The sequence below is a fragment of the Pseudomonas bananamidigenes genome, from assembly GCF_001679645.1.
Lineage (GTDB): Bacteria > Pseudomonadota > Gammaproteobacteria > Pseudomonadales > Pseudomonadaceae > Aquipseudomonas > Aquipseudomonas bananamidigenes.
Map to the genome: position 1 here is coordinate 36,630 of NZ_LRUN01000009.1, position 14,253 is coordinate 50,882.

The 14,253-nt window shown below is 62.4% G+C and carries 13 protein-coding genes; 9 read left to right on the forward strand and 4 right to left on the reverse strand.

Going from position 1 to position 14,253, the window contains the following annotated elements; all coding sequences use genetic code 11:
* Positions 1-95 precede the first annotated feature (95 nt).
* Together BBF94_RS04405 and BBF94_RS04410 are read left to right on the forward strand one after the other, a co-directional pair.
* Positions 96-1,241 carry a sterol desaturase/SRPBCC family protein gene (locus tag BBF94_RS04405; protein ID WP_065257829.1) on the forward strand — a complete coding sequence of 382 codons (1,146 nt, stop codon included), beginning with the start codon at positions 96-98 and terminating at the stop codon, positions 1,239-1,241.
* Positions 1,242-1,270: 29 nt separating this feature from the next.
* A complete protein-coding gene (locus BBF94_RS04410; RefSeq protein ID WP_176704412.1) occupies positions 1,271-2,314 on the forward strand; it encodes an SMP-30/gluconolactonase/LRE family protein in 1,044 nt (347 codons plus the stop codon).
* Positions 2,315-2,338: 24 nt separating this feature from the next.
* Here the strand turns inward: BBF94_RS04410 and BBF94_RS27895 are convergent, their stop codons facing one another.
* Both BBF94_RS27895 and BBF94_RS04415 read right to left on the reverse strand, forming a co-directional pair.
* Positions 2,339-2,509 (reverse strand): hypothetical protein, encoded by a 171-nt coding sequence (locus tag BBF94_RS27895; RefSeq protein ID WP_176704411.1) that lies wholly within the window; start codon positions 2,507-2,509, stop codon positions 2,339-2,341.
* A 108-nt stretch (positions 2,510-2,617) separates the two neighbouring features.
* Entirely contained in the window at positions 2,618-2,860 is a 243-nt protein-coding gene (locus tag BBF94_RS04415; protein WP_065257831.1) for a hypothetical protein, read from the reverse strand.
* A 203-nt stretch (positions 2,861-3,063) separates the two neighbouring features.
* Here BBF94_RS04415 and BBF94_RS04420 point away from each other — a divergent pair, with 203 nt between their 5' ends.
* From BBF94_RS04420 to BBF94_RS04450, 7 genes are all read left to right on the forward strand, one after another.
* Positions 3,064-3,585 (forward strand): DUF4142 domain-containing protein, encoded by a 522-nt coding sequence (locus BBF94_RS04420; RefSeq protein WP_065257832.1) that lies wholly within the window; start codon positions 3,064-3,066, stop codon positions 3,583-3,585.
* Between the two features lie 246 nt (positions 3,586-3,831).
* Positions 3,832-4,683, forward strand: coding sequence for an STAS domain-containing protein (locus tag BBF94_RS04425; protein WP_065257833.1), 852 nt, complete (start codon positions 3,832-3,834; stop codon positions 4,681-4,683).
* A 2-nt stretch (positions 4,684-4,685) separates the two neighbouring features.
* A complete protein-coding gene (locus tag BBF94_RS04430) occupies positions 4,686-5,048 on the forward strand; it encodes an STAS domain-containing protein (protein WP_007959463.1) in 363 nt (120 codons plus the stop codon).
* Positions 5,045-5,449, forward strand: a complete 405-nt coding sequence (locus BBF94_RS04435; RefSeq protein ID WP_065257834.1) for an anti-sigma regulatory factor — start codon at positions 5,045-5,047, stop codon at positions 5,447-5,449. Before BBF94_RS04430 ends, BBF94_RS04435 begins: the two co-directional genes overlap by 4 nt.
* Positions 5,446-6,456, forward strand: coding sequence for an ATP-binding protein (locus BBF94_RS04440; protein ID WP_065257871.1), 1,011 nt, complete (start codon positions 5,446-5,448; stop codon positions 6,454-6,456). Before BBF94_RS04435 ends, BBF94_RS04440 begins: the two co-directional genes overlap by 4 nt.
* Positions 6,449-7,324 (forward strand): sensor histidine kinase, encoded by an 876-nt coding sequence (locus BBF94_RS04445; protein ID WP_065257835.1) that lies wholly within the window; start codon positions 6,449-6,451, stop codon positions 7,322-7,324. Before BBF94_RS04440 ends, BBF94_RS04445 begins: the two co-directional genes overlap by 8 nt.
* Positions 7,314-9,257 carry a response regulator gene (locus BBF94_RS04450; protein WP_065257836.1) on the forward strand — a complete coding sequence of 648 codons (1,944 nt, stop codon included), beginning with the start codon at positions 7,314-7,316 and terminating at the stop codon, positions 9,255-9,257. Before BBF94_RS04445 ends, BBF94_RS04450 begins: the two co-directional genes overlap by 11 nt.
* Positions 9,258-9,377: 120 nt before the next feature.
* Here BBF94_RS04450 and BBF94_RS04455 read toward each other — a convergent pair whose 3' ends face one another.
* Positions 9,378-12,011, reverse strand: a complete 2,634-nt coding sequence (locus tag BBF94_RS04455; RefSeq protein WP_065257837.1) for an excinuclease ABC subunit UvrA — start codon at positions 12,009-12,011, stop codon at positions 9,378-9,380.
* Positions 12,012-12,040: 29 nt separating this feature from the next.
* Positions 12,041-14,152, reverse strand: a complete 2,112-nt coding sequence (locus BBF94_RS04460) for a hybrid sensor histidine kinase/response regulator (RefSeq protein WP_065257838.1) — start codon at positions 14,150-14,152, stop codon at positions 12,041-12,043.
* Between the last annotated feature and the right edge of the window lie 101 nt (positions 14,153-14,253).

The window sequence follows — 14,253 nt, forward strand, 5'->3', positions numbered from 1 at the left end:
CGGAGCATGGCCGTTGTGTCGTCAAGGCAGGCCCTGCATAAACGGCGGGATCGGCTAATCTGCCGGGATAACGACAATATCCGCAGGTGACCGCAGTGAGGCAGACCACCGAGGCATTTCGCAGCCGCTACCGTGCGGCGATTCATCCGCTGTACAACCCGTGGCTGCACGGCGCCTTCGTGCTGCTGTTCGGCGTGCTGGCCATCGGCGCGTTCTGGAGCAGCGTGCAGCAGGTGCGTGCGCTGGAATGGTTGACGGTGCCGCTGACTTTGCTGTTCTTCAATTTCGGTGTGTACGTGGTGCATCGCCACCTCGGGCATCACAAAAAAGCCTTCGCCAGGATGTTCTACGCCCGCCATGCCGGCGACCATCACAGTTTTTTCACCCCCGGCCACATGACCTGGGACAGCGCCCGCGACTGGCGGGTGATCCTGTTTCCGGCATGGCTGATCGTGGTACACACCCTGGTGATTACCCTGCCCCTGTGGTGGCTGTTCGCACAGGTCAACGCCAATGTCGCCGGACTCTTCGGCGGCTGCATGGTGCTGGGTTATCTGATCTATGAGGTGTTCCACGCCTGTGAGCACCTGCCGCAAGAGCATCCCCTGAGCCGTCTGCCGTGGATTCGTCAGATGCGTCGTCTGCACGAATTGCACCATCGCCGCGAACGCATGCAGGAGCGCAATTTCAATATCGTCTTGCCGCTGATGGATTACCTGTTCGGCACCCTCTACTGGGAGCCGGAGCCCATCCCGCTGACTGACCCGAGACTCTCCATGACCCGCATGCAGCACCCGATCGACATTACCGGCGAGCCGATTGCCGTTCTCGCCTACGCCGCCACGGTCAGCCGCTGGCCGGAGTGGCATCCGTCTTCGCTGAAGATCGACGGCCCTGCCGGCCCGCTGCATGCCGGCGCGCGTTTCGAGGAAGACATTCACGCCGGTGGCCGCGAAGGGCATCTGAGCTGGGAGGTGACCGAATACCTGCCGGGCCGGCGCTGGTGTGCCCGGGCCCAGGGCGATCATGGTCTGTCCCTGCTGCTGACCTATGAGTGCTCGGCCCAAAGCGATGGCACGCGATTCGTACGTACGCTGGATTACCGGTTCGAAAGCCTGGGCATGCGTATCGCCAATCAGCTGTTGCTCAAGCGTCGTATCGAACGCGAGTCGGCCGCCTCGATGCTGGCCCTGCGCGACAGGGCGACCCGACACCTTTCACTCGCAGGGGCCCACGTGTGAAGCTGCGCCATCTGATCCTGCTGCCGGTGATGCTGATTCTGGCCTTCCTGCTGCTGATGCCGACCAAAGTCGAGCCCGTGACGTGGACGCCACAAGCGGCCCCGTCGCTCTCCGAAGGCCTTTATGCGGACAATCAGCGTCTCAAAGGTTTAAAGCAGGTGGGCCCGAGTGACATCGAAGGTCCGGAGGCCCTGCTGCTGGAAAACGACTTTCTGATCACCGGCCTGCACGACGGGCGCCTGCTTCGCACCAGCCTCGACGGCCAGCAACGCCAGGTGCTCGCCGACACGGGCGGGCGGCCGCTCGGGCTGGCGCGGCATCCCAATGGTTTGCTGGTGATTGCCGACGCCGTGAAAGGCTTGCTGTCCCTCGATGCCCAGGGCCGGCTGACCGCGCTGACGACTGAAGCCAACGGGCTGAAATTCGGTTTCACCGACGATGTGGCCATCGACAAGTCCGGGCATTACGCCTACTTCAGCGATGCCAGCAGTCGCTGGGGCTACGGCCACGACGGCGAAGCGATCATCGAGCATGGTGGCGACGGTCGCTTGCTGCGCTATGACTTCCAGAGCGGCAAGACCAGTGTCCTGCTGGACAGGCTGGAGTTCGCCAACGGCGTCACCCTCGGCCCGGATGACGCCTATGTGCTGGTCAATGAAACCGGCGCTTACCGCATCAGCCGCTACTGGTTGAGCGGACCGAAGGCCGGCACTCACGACTTGTTCATCGACAACCTGCCGGGGCTGCCGGACAACCTCGCCTTCAATGGTCGCGACCGCTTCTGGGTGGCGCTGTACACGCCTCGCAATCCGCTGCTCGATGGCACCGCCGGACACCCGTTCGTGCGCAAGATGATCGTGCGGGCCATGACGGTGCTGCCCAAACCGGTGGAGAAGCGCGCCTTTGTCCTGGGACTGGACCCGGACGGCAAAGTGATCGCCAATCTGCAGGATGGCGGCCCTGGCAACTACTCGCCGATCACCACGGCGCGCGAATATGGCGACTGGCTGTATTTCGGCTCGCTCAAGGCGACGCACATGGCGCGGATGCCGCTGGAGGCTGCCTTGAAGTGAACCCCGACCGGCGATAGCGGGCAGTCAGTTGCCGGATCGATCGAATTTTTCGGGATCTTCGTCTTCCGGCAAATCGTCTTCCGTCGGCTCTGCCTCGGGATTCGCAGTCGTGTGTGCCGGGCTGTTGGGTTCGGGATGGGTGGGAACCGGGTCGAATGCGCCCTGCTCTTCACTGGGGAATCGGGGATCGCTCATGAGGCACCTCGCAAGGGAGTCGATGACAATGGACTCTGAGCTTTCGAGGTGCCGATCGCGGGAATCGTTTCAATTGATCCGCCCGGCGGCCGGGAGATCGACCATGGGTCAGAGATGCGGCTGCAATTGCGCGACAATCTGATCCTTGACGTACACGCGGGTTTCTTTCAGCTTGCGCAAGACATCGTCGCTCGGCGCATTCGATGTTGCGTTTTCAGCCTCGACGACGTCTTTGTCCGCCAGCAGGTATTTGTTGATCAGTGCATCCAGATGCGGGTCCTGAGAGCGTATCTGCTGGATCTTTTCCTTCGTGATGTTCAGATCCTGATAAAGATCGTGGGGAACCGGCATAAAACACCTCCATAATTGATCGATGGCGAGCGCCACTGATTGCGCTACCGGCTCCAGAATGGCCCGTCCGCCCCCCTTCTGTCGACCCCTGCGGCAAACCGGCGACAGCCGTTCGTCGCCCTGACGCAAATACGATAAAACCTTCCTTCACCCGCTTCCCTCCATTGAATGACACCCACAAAAACCTGCGTGGAGAAACATCAATGGACGGATTCAACCTGCGTCACCTTGCCCTCGCCATCGCCTTGAGCACCGGCGTGAGCGGTGCTTTCGCCGCCACCTCCAACAGCTTTGTCGATAACGCGGCGGCCGGCGGCATCGCCGAGATCGAAACCAGTCGTCTGGCGCTGGAAAAGAGTCAGTCGGCGGACATCAAGGATTTCGCCAACATGATGATCACCGACCACAGCAAGGCCAACGATGAACTGGCGGCCATTGCCCAGGCCCACGACATCAAGGTCCCGGATTCCACCACCCTGGTGAAACAGGCCAAGGAGAAAATCCTCGACATGCGTGATGAATCCTTCGATGCGGCCTACGCCAACAATCAGGTCAAGGCTCATGAGGAAACCATCGAGCTGTTCAAGAAAGAAGCCAATACCGTGACCGACGACAAGGTCAAAGGCGCCAGCGAATTGAAGGGTTTCGCCCAGAAGATGCTCCCGGCTCTGGAAAAACACCTCGCTGCGGCCAAGGAACTGCAGGCCAAACACCCAAGCAAATAAGCCCAGACACACGAAAAGGCCGTATCCGGTGGATACGGCCTTTTCGTTTGCGCCACTTGCCAGCCCCCCAGCCGTGAAAAGTCCGCCCCCGTCCTCCACGCCGACTAGAGTTACTCGAGCGTTGCTTGCGGCAAATCAAAAAAATCCCTGGCGCAACGAACAACTATTTCAAACGGCAAATGTCATTGATTTCGCGCCGGGCATTTCTTTTGCACCGGCCCCCATTCGCGAAGGAGCAAGACCCCCATGGCAGCACTGCAGAACAGCACATTCGATGCAATGAAGAACAAACAGGCACAGCTGCTGGGTGAATGGATACAAAACATGGAGGACAGCGGCGCCACCCGCCACCTCAAGGAACAGGAAGTGCTGCAACAGACCACTGAGTTCCTGCAGCTGGTGGTCGATGGAATGGCCAGAAACAACGGCACCGACATCTACGCCCCCGACTGGGAAACCACCCGTCACTTCCTCGAACGGCTGTCCCACAGTCGGGCCCTGCTCGGCCAGGACTCGCAACAGACCGCCAGCTTCATCTTCGCGCTGAAAGGCCCGCTGTTTGCCTTGTTGCAAAGCCATTACCGGGAACAACCGGCATTGCTCGCCGAACAGCTTTGGGAAATCTCCGAACTCCTCGACGCCTTCGGCCTGCACACCGTGCGCACCTTCCAGAAATCCCGTGAAGCGGTGATCAAGCGCCAGCAGGAAGAACTGCTGGAACTGTCGACCCCGGTGGTCAAACTCTGGGAAGGCGTCCTCGCCCTGCCGATGATCGGCACTCTGGATTCGCAACGCACTCAGGTTGTCATGGAGTCGTTGCTGCAACGCATCGTCGAGACCGGTTCGGAAATCGCCATCATCGACATCACCGGCGTGCCGACCGTCGACACTCTGGTGGCCCAACACCTGCTCAAGACCGTGACCGCGATTCGCCTGATGGGTGCCGATTGCATCATCAGCGGCGTGCGTCCGCAGATCGCCCAGACCATCGTCCACCTCGGCCTCGACCTGCAAGGCGTGGTGACCAAGGCCAATCTGGCCGACGCGCTCAAAGTGGCCCTGACCCGCCTGGGTGTCAGCCTGAACAAGACGGCTTGAGCATGGAACGTATCCCGATTCTCCAGATGGGCGACTTTCTGCTCGTGACCATCCAGGTCGACATGCATGACCAGCTCGCCCTGACCCTGCAGGACGATCTGTCCGAGCGCATCAGCAAGACTTCCGCGCGCGGCGTGTTGATCGATATCTCGGCGCTGGACATGGTCGACTCGTTCATCGGTCGAATGATCGGCACCATCTCCGGCCTGTCGAAAATCATGGACGCCGAAACCATGCTGGTGGGCATGCAACCGGCCGTGGCGATCACGCTGGTTGAGCTGGGCCTGAACCTGCCGGGTGTCAGCACGGCGTTGAATGTCGAGCGCGGCATGAAACTGCTGCAGGAACGAGTACGCCAGCAATGACCGTGCGCAGCAGTGGTACGCAATCGATTCACATCGAACAGGACGTGGTGCTGGCCCGGCAGACGGCGCGCAAACTGGCCACCGAATGCGGCATGCGCCTGATCGACCTGACCAAACTGGTGACCGCCGTCAGTGAGCTGGCGCGCAACACCATGGTGTACGGCGGGGGTGGCGACATGGACTGGCAGATCCTCGATGACGAGCACAAGGTCGGCCTGCGCCTGACCTTCCGCGATGAGGGACCGGGCATTGCCGACATCAAACTGGCGATGACCGACGGCTGGACCTCCGGCAACGGCCTGGGCCTGGGCCTGACCGGGGCCAAGAGACTGGTGGACGAATTCGAACTGGACACCGCCCCCGGCAAGGGCACTCGCGTCACGATCACCCGATGGACATGACTATCAGCGGGTCATTGACCCAGGTGTTGTTGATCGAAGAGAACAGTCAGATCGGTCACGCCCGGCGCATCGCGCAGAAACTTGCCGAACGGCACGGCTTCGACGAGCGTGACGCCGGACGTGTAGCGCTGGTGGCGACGGAACTCGCCAGCAATGTGCTCAAGCATGCCGGGCGCGGCGAACTGCACCTTCGCGTCTTGTTGCGTGGCACCGGTTTCGGTATCGAAATGCTGGCGGTCGACAGGGCCAATGGTTTCGATCTGGACAATTGTCTGACCGACGGGTTTTCCACCGGAGGTACCCAGGGCATCGGCCTCGGCGCAATATCCCGACAGACTGAAGTCTTCGACGTCTACTCCGACACACGGGGCGCCGTGTTGCTGGCACGTCTCTACTCGCGCAATGACAGTCAACCCGACATGCGCTTCGGAGTCAGCCAGCACTCGCTGCACAACGACCCGGCCTGCGGGGATGTGTGGCACCTGGCGTTCAACGGGGCGGACATCAGCGCCTTGATCATCGACGGCCTCGGCCATGGCGAAGACGCCGAGCGCGCCGCACGGGCCGGAGAGAAAGCCTTCGCCCTGACCCCGTTCGCTTCCCCGGCGTCGCTGATGGAAGACCTGCACCGTGAAATGATCGGCACCCGTGGCGGTGCTGTCGCGTTCGCGCAGTTTCAGGGCGAACGCGACAGCCTGACCTTCGCCGGTGTCGGCAACATCGGCGCCAGCCTGGTCACCGTCGAAAAGGCCCACGGGCTGGCCTCGCACCCCGGCATCGTCGGCGGCCAGTACCGGAAAGCCCAACCCTTTGACTATGCTCACGTGAACGGACATCTATTGATCATGTACAGCGATGGCTTGCAGTCCCGTTGGAACCTTCAGGACTATCCCGGCCTGGTGCATCGCCACCCCGCCGTGATAGCCGCCGTCCTGCACCGCGACTTCAGTCGTGGACGCGACGATGTAACGGTGCTGGTCGTTGCGCTGGAGGCCACCCATGGCTGAGTCCCCGAGCTTGAGCCACGAAGAACAGGCTGCGCTGATCGTCCGCTTGCAGAACGAAACCGCTGCGCTGCGCGATGAACTCGACGAAACCAATCAGGGTGTGCTGGCGTTGTACGCCGAGCTCGATATCCAGGCCGAACAATTGCGTCAGGCCTCGGATCTGAAAAGCCGCTTCCTGTCGTACATGAGCCACGAATTTCGCACCCCGCTGGGCTCGATCCTGAGCATCAACAGCTTGCTGGCCGATGAACTCGACGGGCCGTTGAGCCCCGAACAACACAAGCAGGTCGCGTTCGTCAGCAGCGCCGCCCGAGAACTCAGCGACATGGTCGACGACCTGCTGGATCTGGCCAAGATCGAGGCCGGGCGCATTACCATTTCCCCGGCATGGTTCGACATGTTCGACCTGTTCGCGGCGTTGCGCGGAATGTTCCGGCCAATTGTCGACGCCTCGGCGGTGGACCTGATTTTCGAAGAGCCCGTGGGCCTGCCGCGTCTGTACACCGACGACAAGAAGCTCGCACAGATCCTGCGCAATTTCATTTCCAACTCGCTGAAATTCACCACCCGAGGTGAAGTCCGGGTTTCGGCGCGTCTCGAAGGCCAGGACAAGGTGCGTTTCGCCGTCAGCGACACCGGCATCGGCATCGCTGCGGAGCTGCACGGCGCGTTGTTCGAAGACTTTTCCCAGGTCGATTCACCGCTGCAGAAACGCCTGCGGGGCACCGGTCTCGGGCTTTCCCTGTGCAAACGTTTCGCTGCGCTGCTGGGCGGCGAAGTCGGTATGCAAAGCGCACCGGGAATCGGCTCGACCTTTTTCGTGATCATCCCACTGGCGATCGCTCAGGAGAACGTCGATGAAACCTGACATGCGCCTGTTGATCGTCGACGACAACGTCGCCACCCGCTACGCCATGCGCCGACGGCTGGAGCGCCATGGCTATCAGGTGCTCGAGGCCGGCACCGGCGGCGAAGGTCTGGCACTGATCGCCAGCGAAGCGCTGGATGCACTGATTCTCGACGTCAACCTGCCGGACATGAGCGGCTTCGACATCGTCCGCGAACTGCGCGCCGACCTGCGCACCGCCCTGCTGCCGGTGATCCACGTCTCGGCCGCATCGATCCAGACCGGTGACATCATCACCGGTCTGGATGCCGGGGCCGATGCCTACCTGATTCACCCGGTGGACCCGGATGTACTGCTGGCCACACTGCGCACGCTGTTGCGGGTGCGCGACACGGAAAATGCCCTGCGCGAGAGTGAGGCGCGGTTCCGGGAGATTTTCGTCAACGTCTCGGCGCCGATTGCGGTGCTCGACGCGACGCTGACCGTTCACGAATGCAATCACGCCTTCGCCCGGCTGATCCAGGACAACCGTGACGCGCAGCCGCTCGATGAATGTTTTGTCGAGGATCAAGGCACGATCCTTGACGAGCTGCGCCTGCGGCTGGTGGACGGCGAGCGCTGGAAAGGCACGCTGAACATGCGTGTGCAAGGCGAGATCCGCGAAACCGAATGGCAGATTTCTCCCTATCGCACGGCGGGACTGAGCCTGGTGTTCGTCGAGGACGTCACCGAACACCGTCACCGCGAACGCTCGCACCTGGCGCGTCTGGACGACACCACCACGCAACTGGCCAAGGAAGTCGCCGACCGGGTACGGGCCGAAACGCAACTGCTGCAAGTGCAGAAAATGGACGCACTGGGCAAGCTCACCGGCGGCATCGCCCATGACTTCAACAACCTGCTGACGGGAATCATCACCAGCCTGGAACTGATCCACAAACGTGTCGTCGATGCCCGCCTCGACAAGGTGCAGTTCTACGCCGACGCGGCGCTGAGCTCAGCGATGAGCGCCGCGTCACTGACTCATCGTCTGCTGGCCTTTGCCCGCCAACAGCCCCTCGACACCCGCCCAGTGGACATCAACGATCACGTGCGCTCACTCGAAGAACTGCTGGTGCGCACCATCGGCGAACGTATCGCCCTCAAGCTCGAACTGACCAGCAAGCCGGCCATCGCCCTGGTCGATCCGATTCAACTGGAAAGCGCGGTGCTCAACCTGGTGATCAACGCCCGGGATGCACTGCCGCACGGGGGCAATATCTGGGTCAGCACCTATGCAACCTACTCCCACGGTGATCCGAACCTGACCGATGGCTCCTATGTGGCATTGTCGGTACGTGATGACGGCACCGGTATCGAGCACAGCGTTATCGACAAGGTGTTCGACCCGTTCTTCACCACCAAACCGCTGGGTCAGGGCACGGGGCTGGGGTTGTCGACGATTTACGGTTTCGCTCGCCAGTCCGGCGGTGATGCACACATCCGCAGCGTCGCCCGGCGCGGCACCGAAGTCACGATCCTGTTGCCGGCCACCAGCGATCCCACCGCCGTTGAAGGGGTGCCGCCGGCAGTCGATCCGCAAGGCTCCGGCGAGCATGTGCTGATCGTCGAGGACATGCCCTCGGTGCGCCTGTTCGTCACCGAAGTGCTGGAAGACGCCGGCTATCGCTGCACCCAGGCCGGCGATATCGAAACCGCACGGGAGCACTTGCAGAACGACCCTTCGATCAACCTGCTGCTGACCGACGTCGGCCTGCCGCGCATGAACGGCCGTGAACTGGCAGACGCTGCCCGGGGCTGGCGCGAAGGGCTGCCGATCCTGTTCATGACCGGCTACGCGGAAACCGCAATCAACCGCCAGGTGTTTCTCGGGGCCGGAATGGAGATGCTGGTCAAACCGTTCCAGATCAGCGAGTTGCTGGACAAGGTGCGCCGCACCCTCGACGGTGCCTGAAACACCGCCATCGCGAGCAAGCCCGCTCCCACAGAGTCTGATGTGTTCACGAATTTGTGTACGGCACAAAAAACTGCGGGAGCGGGCTTGCCCGCGATGAGGCCGGCCAATGGGCTGCAATCAGCAGCCCAAAGCCCGGGCAAGAAACGGCGCAGTCCGGCTTCTCTTGCTCGCCGCCACTTTTTGCGGCGTGCCGGCCACAACAATTTTGCCGCCCTGTTCCCCCGCTCCGGGGCCGATATCGATCACCCAGTCGCTCTGCGCCACCACGCGCATTTCGTGCTCGACCACGATCACCGTGTGCCCGGCGCTCACCAGATTGTCCAGTTGCTCCAGCAAGCGGTCGACGTCACGCGGATGCAGCCCGGTCGTGGGCTCGTCCAGCACGTACAGCGTCGCACCACGGGCATTGCGCTGCAGCTCGGTCGCCAGCTTGATCCGCTGCGCCTCGCCTCCGGACAGCTCGGTCGCCGGTTGCCCGAGACGCAGATAATCGAGGCCGATATCCCGCAGCACTTCCAGTGAACGGCGGATCGCAGGCTGCCCGGCAAACACGGTCACCGCCTCGTCCACGGTCAATTGCAGCACCTGAGCGATGCTCAGCCCCTGCCACTCGATCGCCAGCGTCTCGGCGTTGTAACGTGCGCCATGGCAGGTCGGACACGGCGCATAGACGCTGGGCATGAACAGCAATTCGACACTGACAAACCCCTCGCCCTCGCAAGTCGGACAACGACCCTTGGCGACGTTGAAGGAAAACTGCCCGGCATCGTAACCCGCCGCTTTCGCCTCAACGGTCGCGGCGAACAGCTTGCGTACGTTGTCGAACAGCCCGGTGTAAGTCGCCAGATTGGAGCGCGGCGTGCGGCCGATGGGTTTCTGATCGACCTGTACCAGTCGCTTGATCGATTCCAGCCCGGCGCTGATCTGACCGGTGCTGGGAGGTGGGGAGTCGTCTTCCAGGTTGAGTTCTTCCGGCTCGGCGTCACTGCTGCTGCGACCGAGCTGCGCGCCGACCAGTTCCAGCAGCGCCTGACTGACCAGGCTCGACTTGCCCGAGCCCGACACACCGGTCACCGAGGTAAAGCAGCCCAGCGGAAACTCGACGCTGAGGTTATTCAGGTTATTGCGCGTGACACCTTCCAGCCTCAACCAGCCTGAAGGTTCACGGGCAGCTCGCGCCGACCGCTGATGTTCAGCGAACAGGTAGGCACGGGTCTGTGACCGCTCGACTTCGGCCAGTCCGGCGGGCGGACCGCTGTAGAGAATCTGCCCGCCCTTTTCACCCGCCGCCGGGCCGACATCGATCAACCAGTCGGCGCGGCGCATGGTTTCCAGGTCGTGCTCGACCACAAACACACTGTTGCCGTCAGCCTTGAGCCGCTGCAAGGCTTCGAACAATGCTTCGCCGTCGGCGGGATGCAAACCGGCAGAGGGTTCATCGAGCACGTAGATCACACCAAACAGTTGCGAGCCCAGTTGCGTCGCCAGGCGCAGGCGCTGCAACTCACCGGACGACAGGGTCGGCGTGCTGCGCTCCAGGGCCAGATAACCGAGGCCCAGATCGGTCAGGGTGCCGACCCGCTCCAGCAGATCCTGGGCAATGCGCTGGGCTGCCAGGCGCTTCTCCAGCGACAGGTTCGGCGTATGGCGCACGTCCGGCGCGTTGGCGTGACCGCTGGCGCCATGGGCCACGCGCTGCGCCCGGGCTTCGCGGGTCTGGCTGTGGGTCAGGGTTTCGCCGGGCTCATCGGCGTGTTCCAGCCAACTCGCGTCTGCCACTGGCTTCAAGACTTCGGCGACTTGCAGCAGCGGCATCCGCGACAGCTCGCCGATGTCATGGCCGGCAAACGTCACCGACAGCGCCTCGCGCTTGAGGCGTTTGCCATCGCACAACGGGCACAGGCTGCCGAGCATGAACCGGGAAACGCGCTTCTTCATCAGCGCACTTTGCGAATGCGTAAAGGTGTGCAGGATGTAGCGTCGGGCACCGGTGAAGGTGCCTTGATAACTTGGTTCCATCTTGCGCTCGAGGGCGACGCGGGTTTCTTCCGGCGTCAGCCCGGCATAGACCGGAACGGTCGGGGTTTCTTCAGTGAACAGGATCCAGTCGCGCTGTTTTTTCGGCAGTTTGCGCCAGGGGATGTCGACATCGATGCCCATGGTCACGAGGATGTCGCGCAGATTCTGCCCCTGCCAGGCCAACGGCCAGGACGCCACGGCGCGCTGGCGGATGGTCAGCTCCGGATCGGGCACCATCAAGGCTTCGGTCACTTCATAGACCCGGCCCAGTCCGTGGCACTCCGGGCAGGCCCCTTGTGGGGTATTCGGCGAGAAGTCCTCGGCGTACAGCATCGGCTGGCCCGCCGGGTAACTGCCGGCACGGGAATACAGCATGCGGATCAGGCTCGACAGCGTGGTCACGCTGCCCACCGACGAACGTGTGCTGGGCGTGCCGCGCTGCTGTTGCAGCGCCACTGCCGGTGGCAGACCGTCGATGGCGTCGACGTCCGGTACGCCGACCTGGTCGATCAGCCGTCTGGCATACGGCGCCACCGATTCGAAATAGCGGCGCTGCGCTTCGGCATACAACGTGGAAAACGCCAGCGACGACTTGCCCGAGCCGGACACCCCGGTGAACACCACCAGTGCATCGCGGGGAATATCGACATCAACGTTCTGCAGATTGTGTTCGCGGGCGCCGCGCACCCGGACCATGCCGGCGGCGGAATTTGAGCTGCGCTTGGAAGTCATCGGCCAACCCTGGTCTGAAGAGAAATTGCTCAGGTGCTCAAAACCGCACGGATCATCTGCAACAACGCCTCGGGGCCGTAGGGCTTGCCGAGCAAATGGGTGTCGGGGCTGAGCTGGTGATTGCGCGAGATGATGTCGCGGGTGTGGCCGGAGGTGAACAACACCGCCACCGGTGGTGTCTGGACCTTGGCCCATGCAGCCAGGTCGGCACTCTTGATCAGCCCCGGCATGACCACATCGGTGAAAATCAGATCCACCCGGGCGCCGTCCAGCAGCATTTGCATGGCCGCGTCGCCATTACCGGCGACCAGGATCCGATAGCCTTCTTCGCGCAACAATTCGACCGCCGAGGTGCGCACCGCTTCGTTGTCTTCCACCACCAGAATGGTTTCGTGGCCGCCCGCCTGTTGCCGGCGCACGCCAGGCGTTTCATCGAGCAGCGGCCGCCGACTGCGCGGAAAATACAGCTGCACCCGCGTGCCCTCGCCGACCCGGCTGTCGATCTCGACATGCCCGCCGCTCTGTTTGACGAACCCGAACACCATGCTCAACCCGAGGCCCGTGCCCTGGCCGTCGGCCTTGGTGGTGAAGAACGGTTCGAACACCTGCTCCAGCATATGCGGGGCAATCCCCACCCCGCTGTCGCTGACCGAGACCCGCACGAAATCCCCCGGCGCGATGCCCTTGCCGGCGCAGAACGCACGATCCAGCGACGTGTTGGCGGCGCCGAGCACGATGGTGCCCTCGCCCTTCATGGCATCCCGGGCGTTGATCGACAGATTGAGAATGGCGTTTTCCAGCTGGTTGCGGTCGACGTTGATGTGCCAGGGCGCTTCAGGCAACTGCACGTCAATCTGGATGGTTTCCCCCAGCGCACGTTGCAGCAACTCGCCGACGCCTTCGAAAATCTGCCGCGGATTGCACACCGCCGGCGACAGCGGCTGACGCCGGGCAAACGCCAGCAATTGCGAGGACAGCTTGGCTCCGCGCTCCACCGCCGCCAGCGAAGCGCTAACCCGGCGTTGCACATTGGCATTGTCCGGTTCGTGTCGCGCCAGCAAATGCAGGTTGCCGGCGATCACTTGCAGCAGATTGTTGAAGTCGTGAGCCACGCCACCGGTAAGGCCGCCGATGGCTTCGAGTTTCTGCGACTGACGCAATTGCTCTTCGGCATTGAGGCGCGCTTCCACCTCATCAGCGACCCGCTGTTCAAGATTGCGGGTGAATTTGAGCAAGGATTCTTCAGCGGTCTTGCGCTCATGGATGTCGATCAGCACCCCGGGGAAACGGAACGGCTGGCCCTGTTCATCGAACTCGCAACAGCCGCTGGCGAGCACCCACAAATGGCTGCCATCGGCGCGCAACACACGGTATTCAGCGTTGTAAGGTTCGCCGGTACGTACCGAATTTTCGATGCACTCCTGCACCCAGGCGCGGTCATCGGGGTGAATGTGCGCTTCGGCAATGTGCTGAGGCAGGTTGGTCAGGTCCTGATCCGGCGGGAAGGAAAAGGTCCGGGCAAATCGCTCGTCCGCCGACAGTACGTTGTTTCTCACGTCCCAGACAAACGAGCCAAGCAGTGCCCCGGCGTTAAGGGCCAATCGAACCCGTTCGTTGTCGGCACGATAGGCATCTTCGGCGGCCTGGCGCAGGCGTTCGGACAGTATCAACTCGGTGGTCTCCACCACCATTGCCATCACGCCTGAAGGCACTCCCGCATCGTCGGCGACCGGACTGTAATACAGATCCATCCAGACATCTTCCGGCACGCCGGCGCGTAGCAGGACCAGTTCCTTGTTGCGATAGGACAATGTGCCACCGGCCAGACAGGTATCGACCACATGCCGGTTGAAATCGGCGACTTCCGGCCAGCCCAGTTCCACCGGCACACCGAGCAGGTACGGGTGACGGCCGCCGGCGAACCGCGAGTAGGCGTCGTTGTAGATCATGTAGCCGGCCTGGCCCCAGAGCATGACCATCGGCAAGGGCGAGGCCAGCATCAGTTGCACGGTGCTGCACAAGCTGGCCGGCCAGGTTTCAAGCGGGCCCAGGTCGGTCTGGCTCCAGTCAAAGGCGCGGATGCGTCCGGCCATCTCGCCTTGCCAGCCGTCACACCCGTGGCTATCGGATAAAAACTGCATCGACTGCTTGAATGCCTTGTGGTTGGTTCGCTCGATCGCTACGTCCGTTGACGTGGCGCCCGTAAGCTTCGAGCGCATCGGGCAGCGATGGTTTCATAGAG

Excerpts from the sequence above, each read along its gene's own strand:
- BBF94_RS04410 (WP_176704412.1), top strand. The coding sequence starts at position 1,271 with ATGCTGATTCTGGCCTTCCTGCTGCTGATGCCGACCAAAGTCGAGCCC.
- BBF94_RS27895 (WP_176704411.1), bottom strand. The coding sequence starts at position 2,509 with ATGAGCGATCCCCGATTCCCCAGTGAAGAGCAGGGCGCATTCGACCCG.
- BBF94_RS04415 (WP_065257831.1), bottom strand. The coding sequence starts at position 2,860 with ATGCCGGTTCCCCACGATCTTTATCAGGATCTGAACATCACGAAGGAA.
- BBF94_RS04420 (WP_065257832.1), top strand. The coding sequence starts at position 3,064 with ATGGACGGATTCAACCTGCGTCACCTTGCCCTCGCCATCGCCTTGAGC.
- BBF94_RS04425 (WP_065257833.1), top strand. The coding sequence starts at position 3,832 with ATGGCAGCACTGCAGAACAGCACATTCGATGCAATGAAGAACAAACAG.
- BBF94_RS04430 (WP_007959463.1), top strand. The coding sequence starts at position 4,686 with ATGGAACGTATCCCGATTCTCCAGATGGGCGACTTTCTGCTCGTGACC.
- BBF94_RS04435 (WP_065257834.1), top strand. The coding sequence starts at position 5,045 with ATGACCGTGCGCAGCAGTGGTACGCAATCGATTCACATCGAACAGGAC.
- BBF94_RS04440 (WP_065257871.1), top strand. The coding sequence starts at position 5,446 with ATGACTATCAGCGGGTCATTGACCCAGGTGTTGTTGATCGAAGAGAAC.
- BBF94_RS04445 (WP_065257835.1), top strand. The coding sequence starts at position 6,449 with ATGGCTGAGTCCCCGAGCTTGAGCCACGAAGAACAGGCTGCGCTGATC.
- BBF94_RS04450 (WP_065257836.1), top strand. The coding sequence starts at position 7,314 with ATGAAACCTGACATGCGCCTGTTGATCGTCGACGACAACGTCGCCACC.
- BBF94_RS04455 (WP_065257837.1), bottom strand. The coding sequence starts at position 12,011 with ATGACTTCCAAGCGCAGCTCAAATTCCGCCGCCGGCATGGTCCGGGTG.
- BBF94_RS04460 (WP_065257838.1), bottom strand. The coding sequence starts at position 14,152 with ATGCAGTTTTTATCCGATAGCCACGGGTGTGACGGCTGGCAAGGCGAG.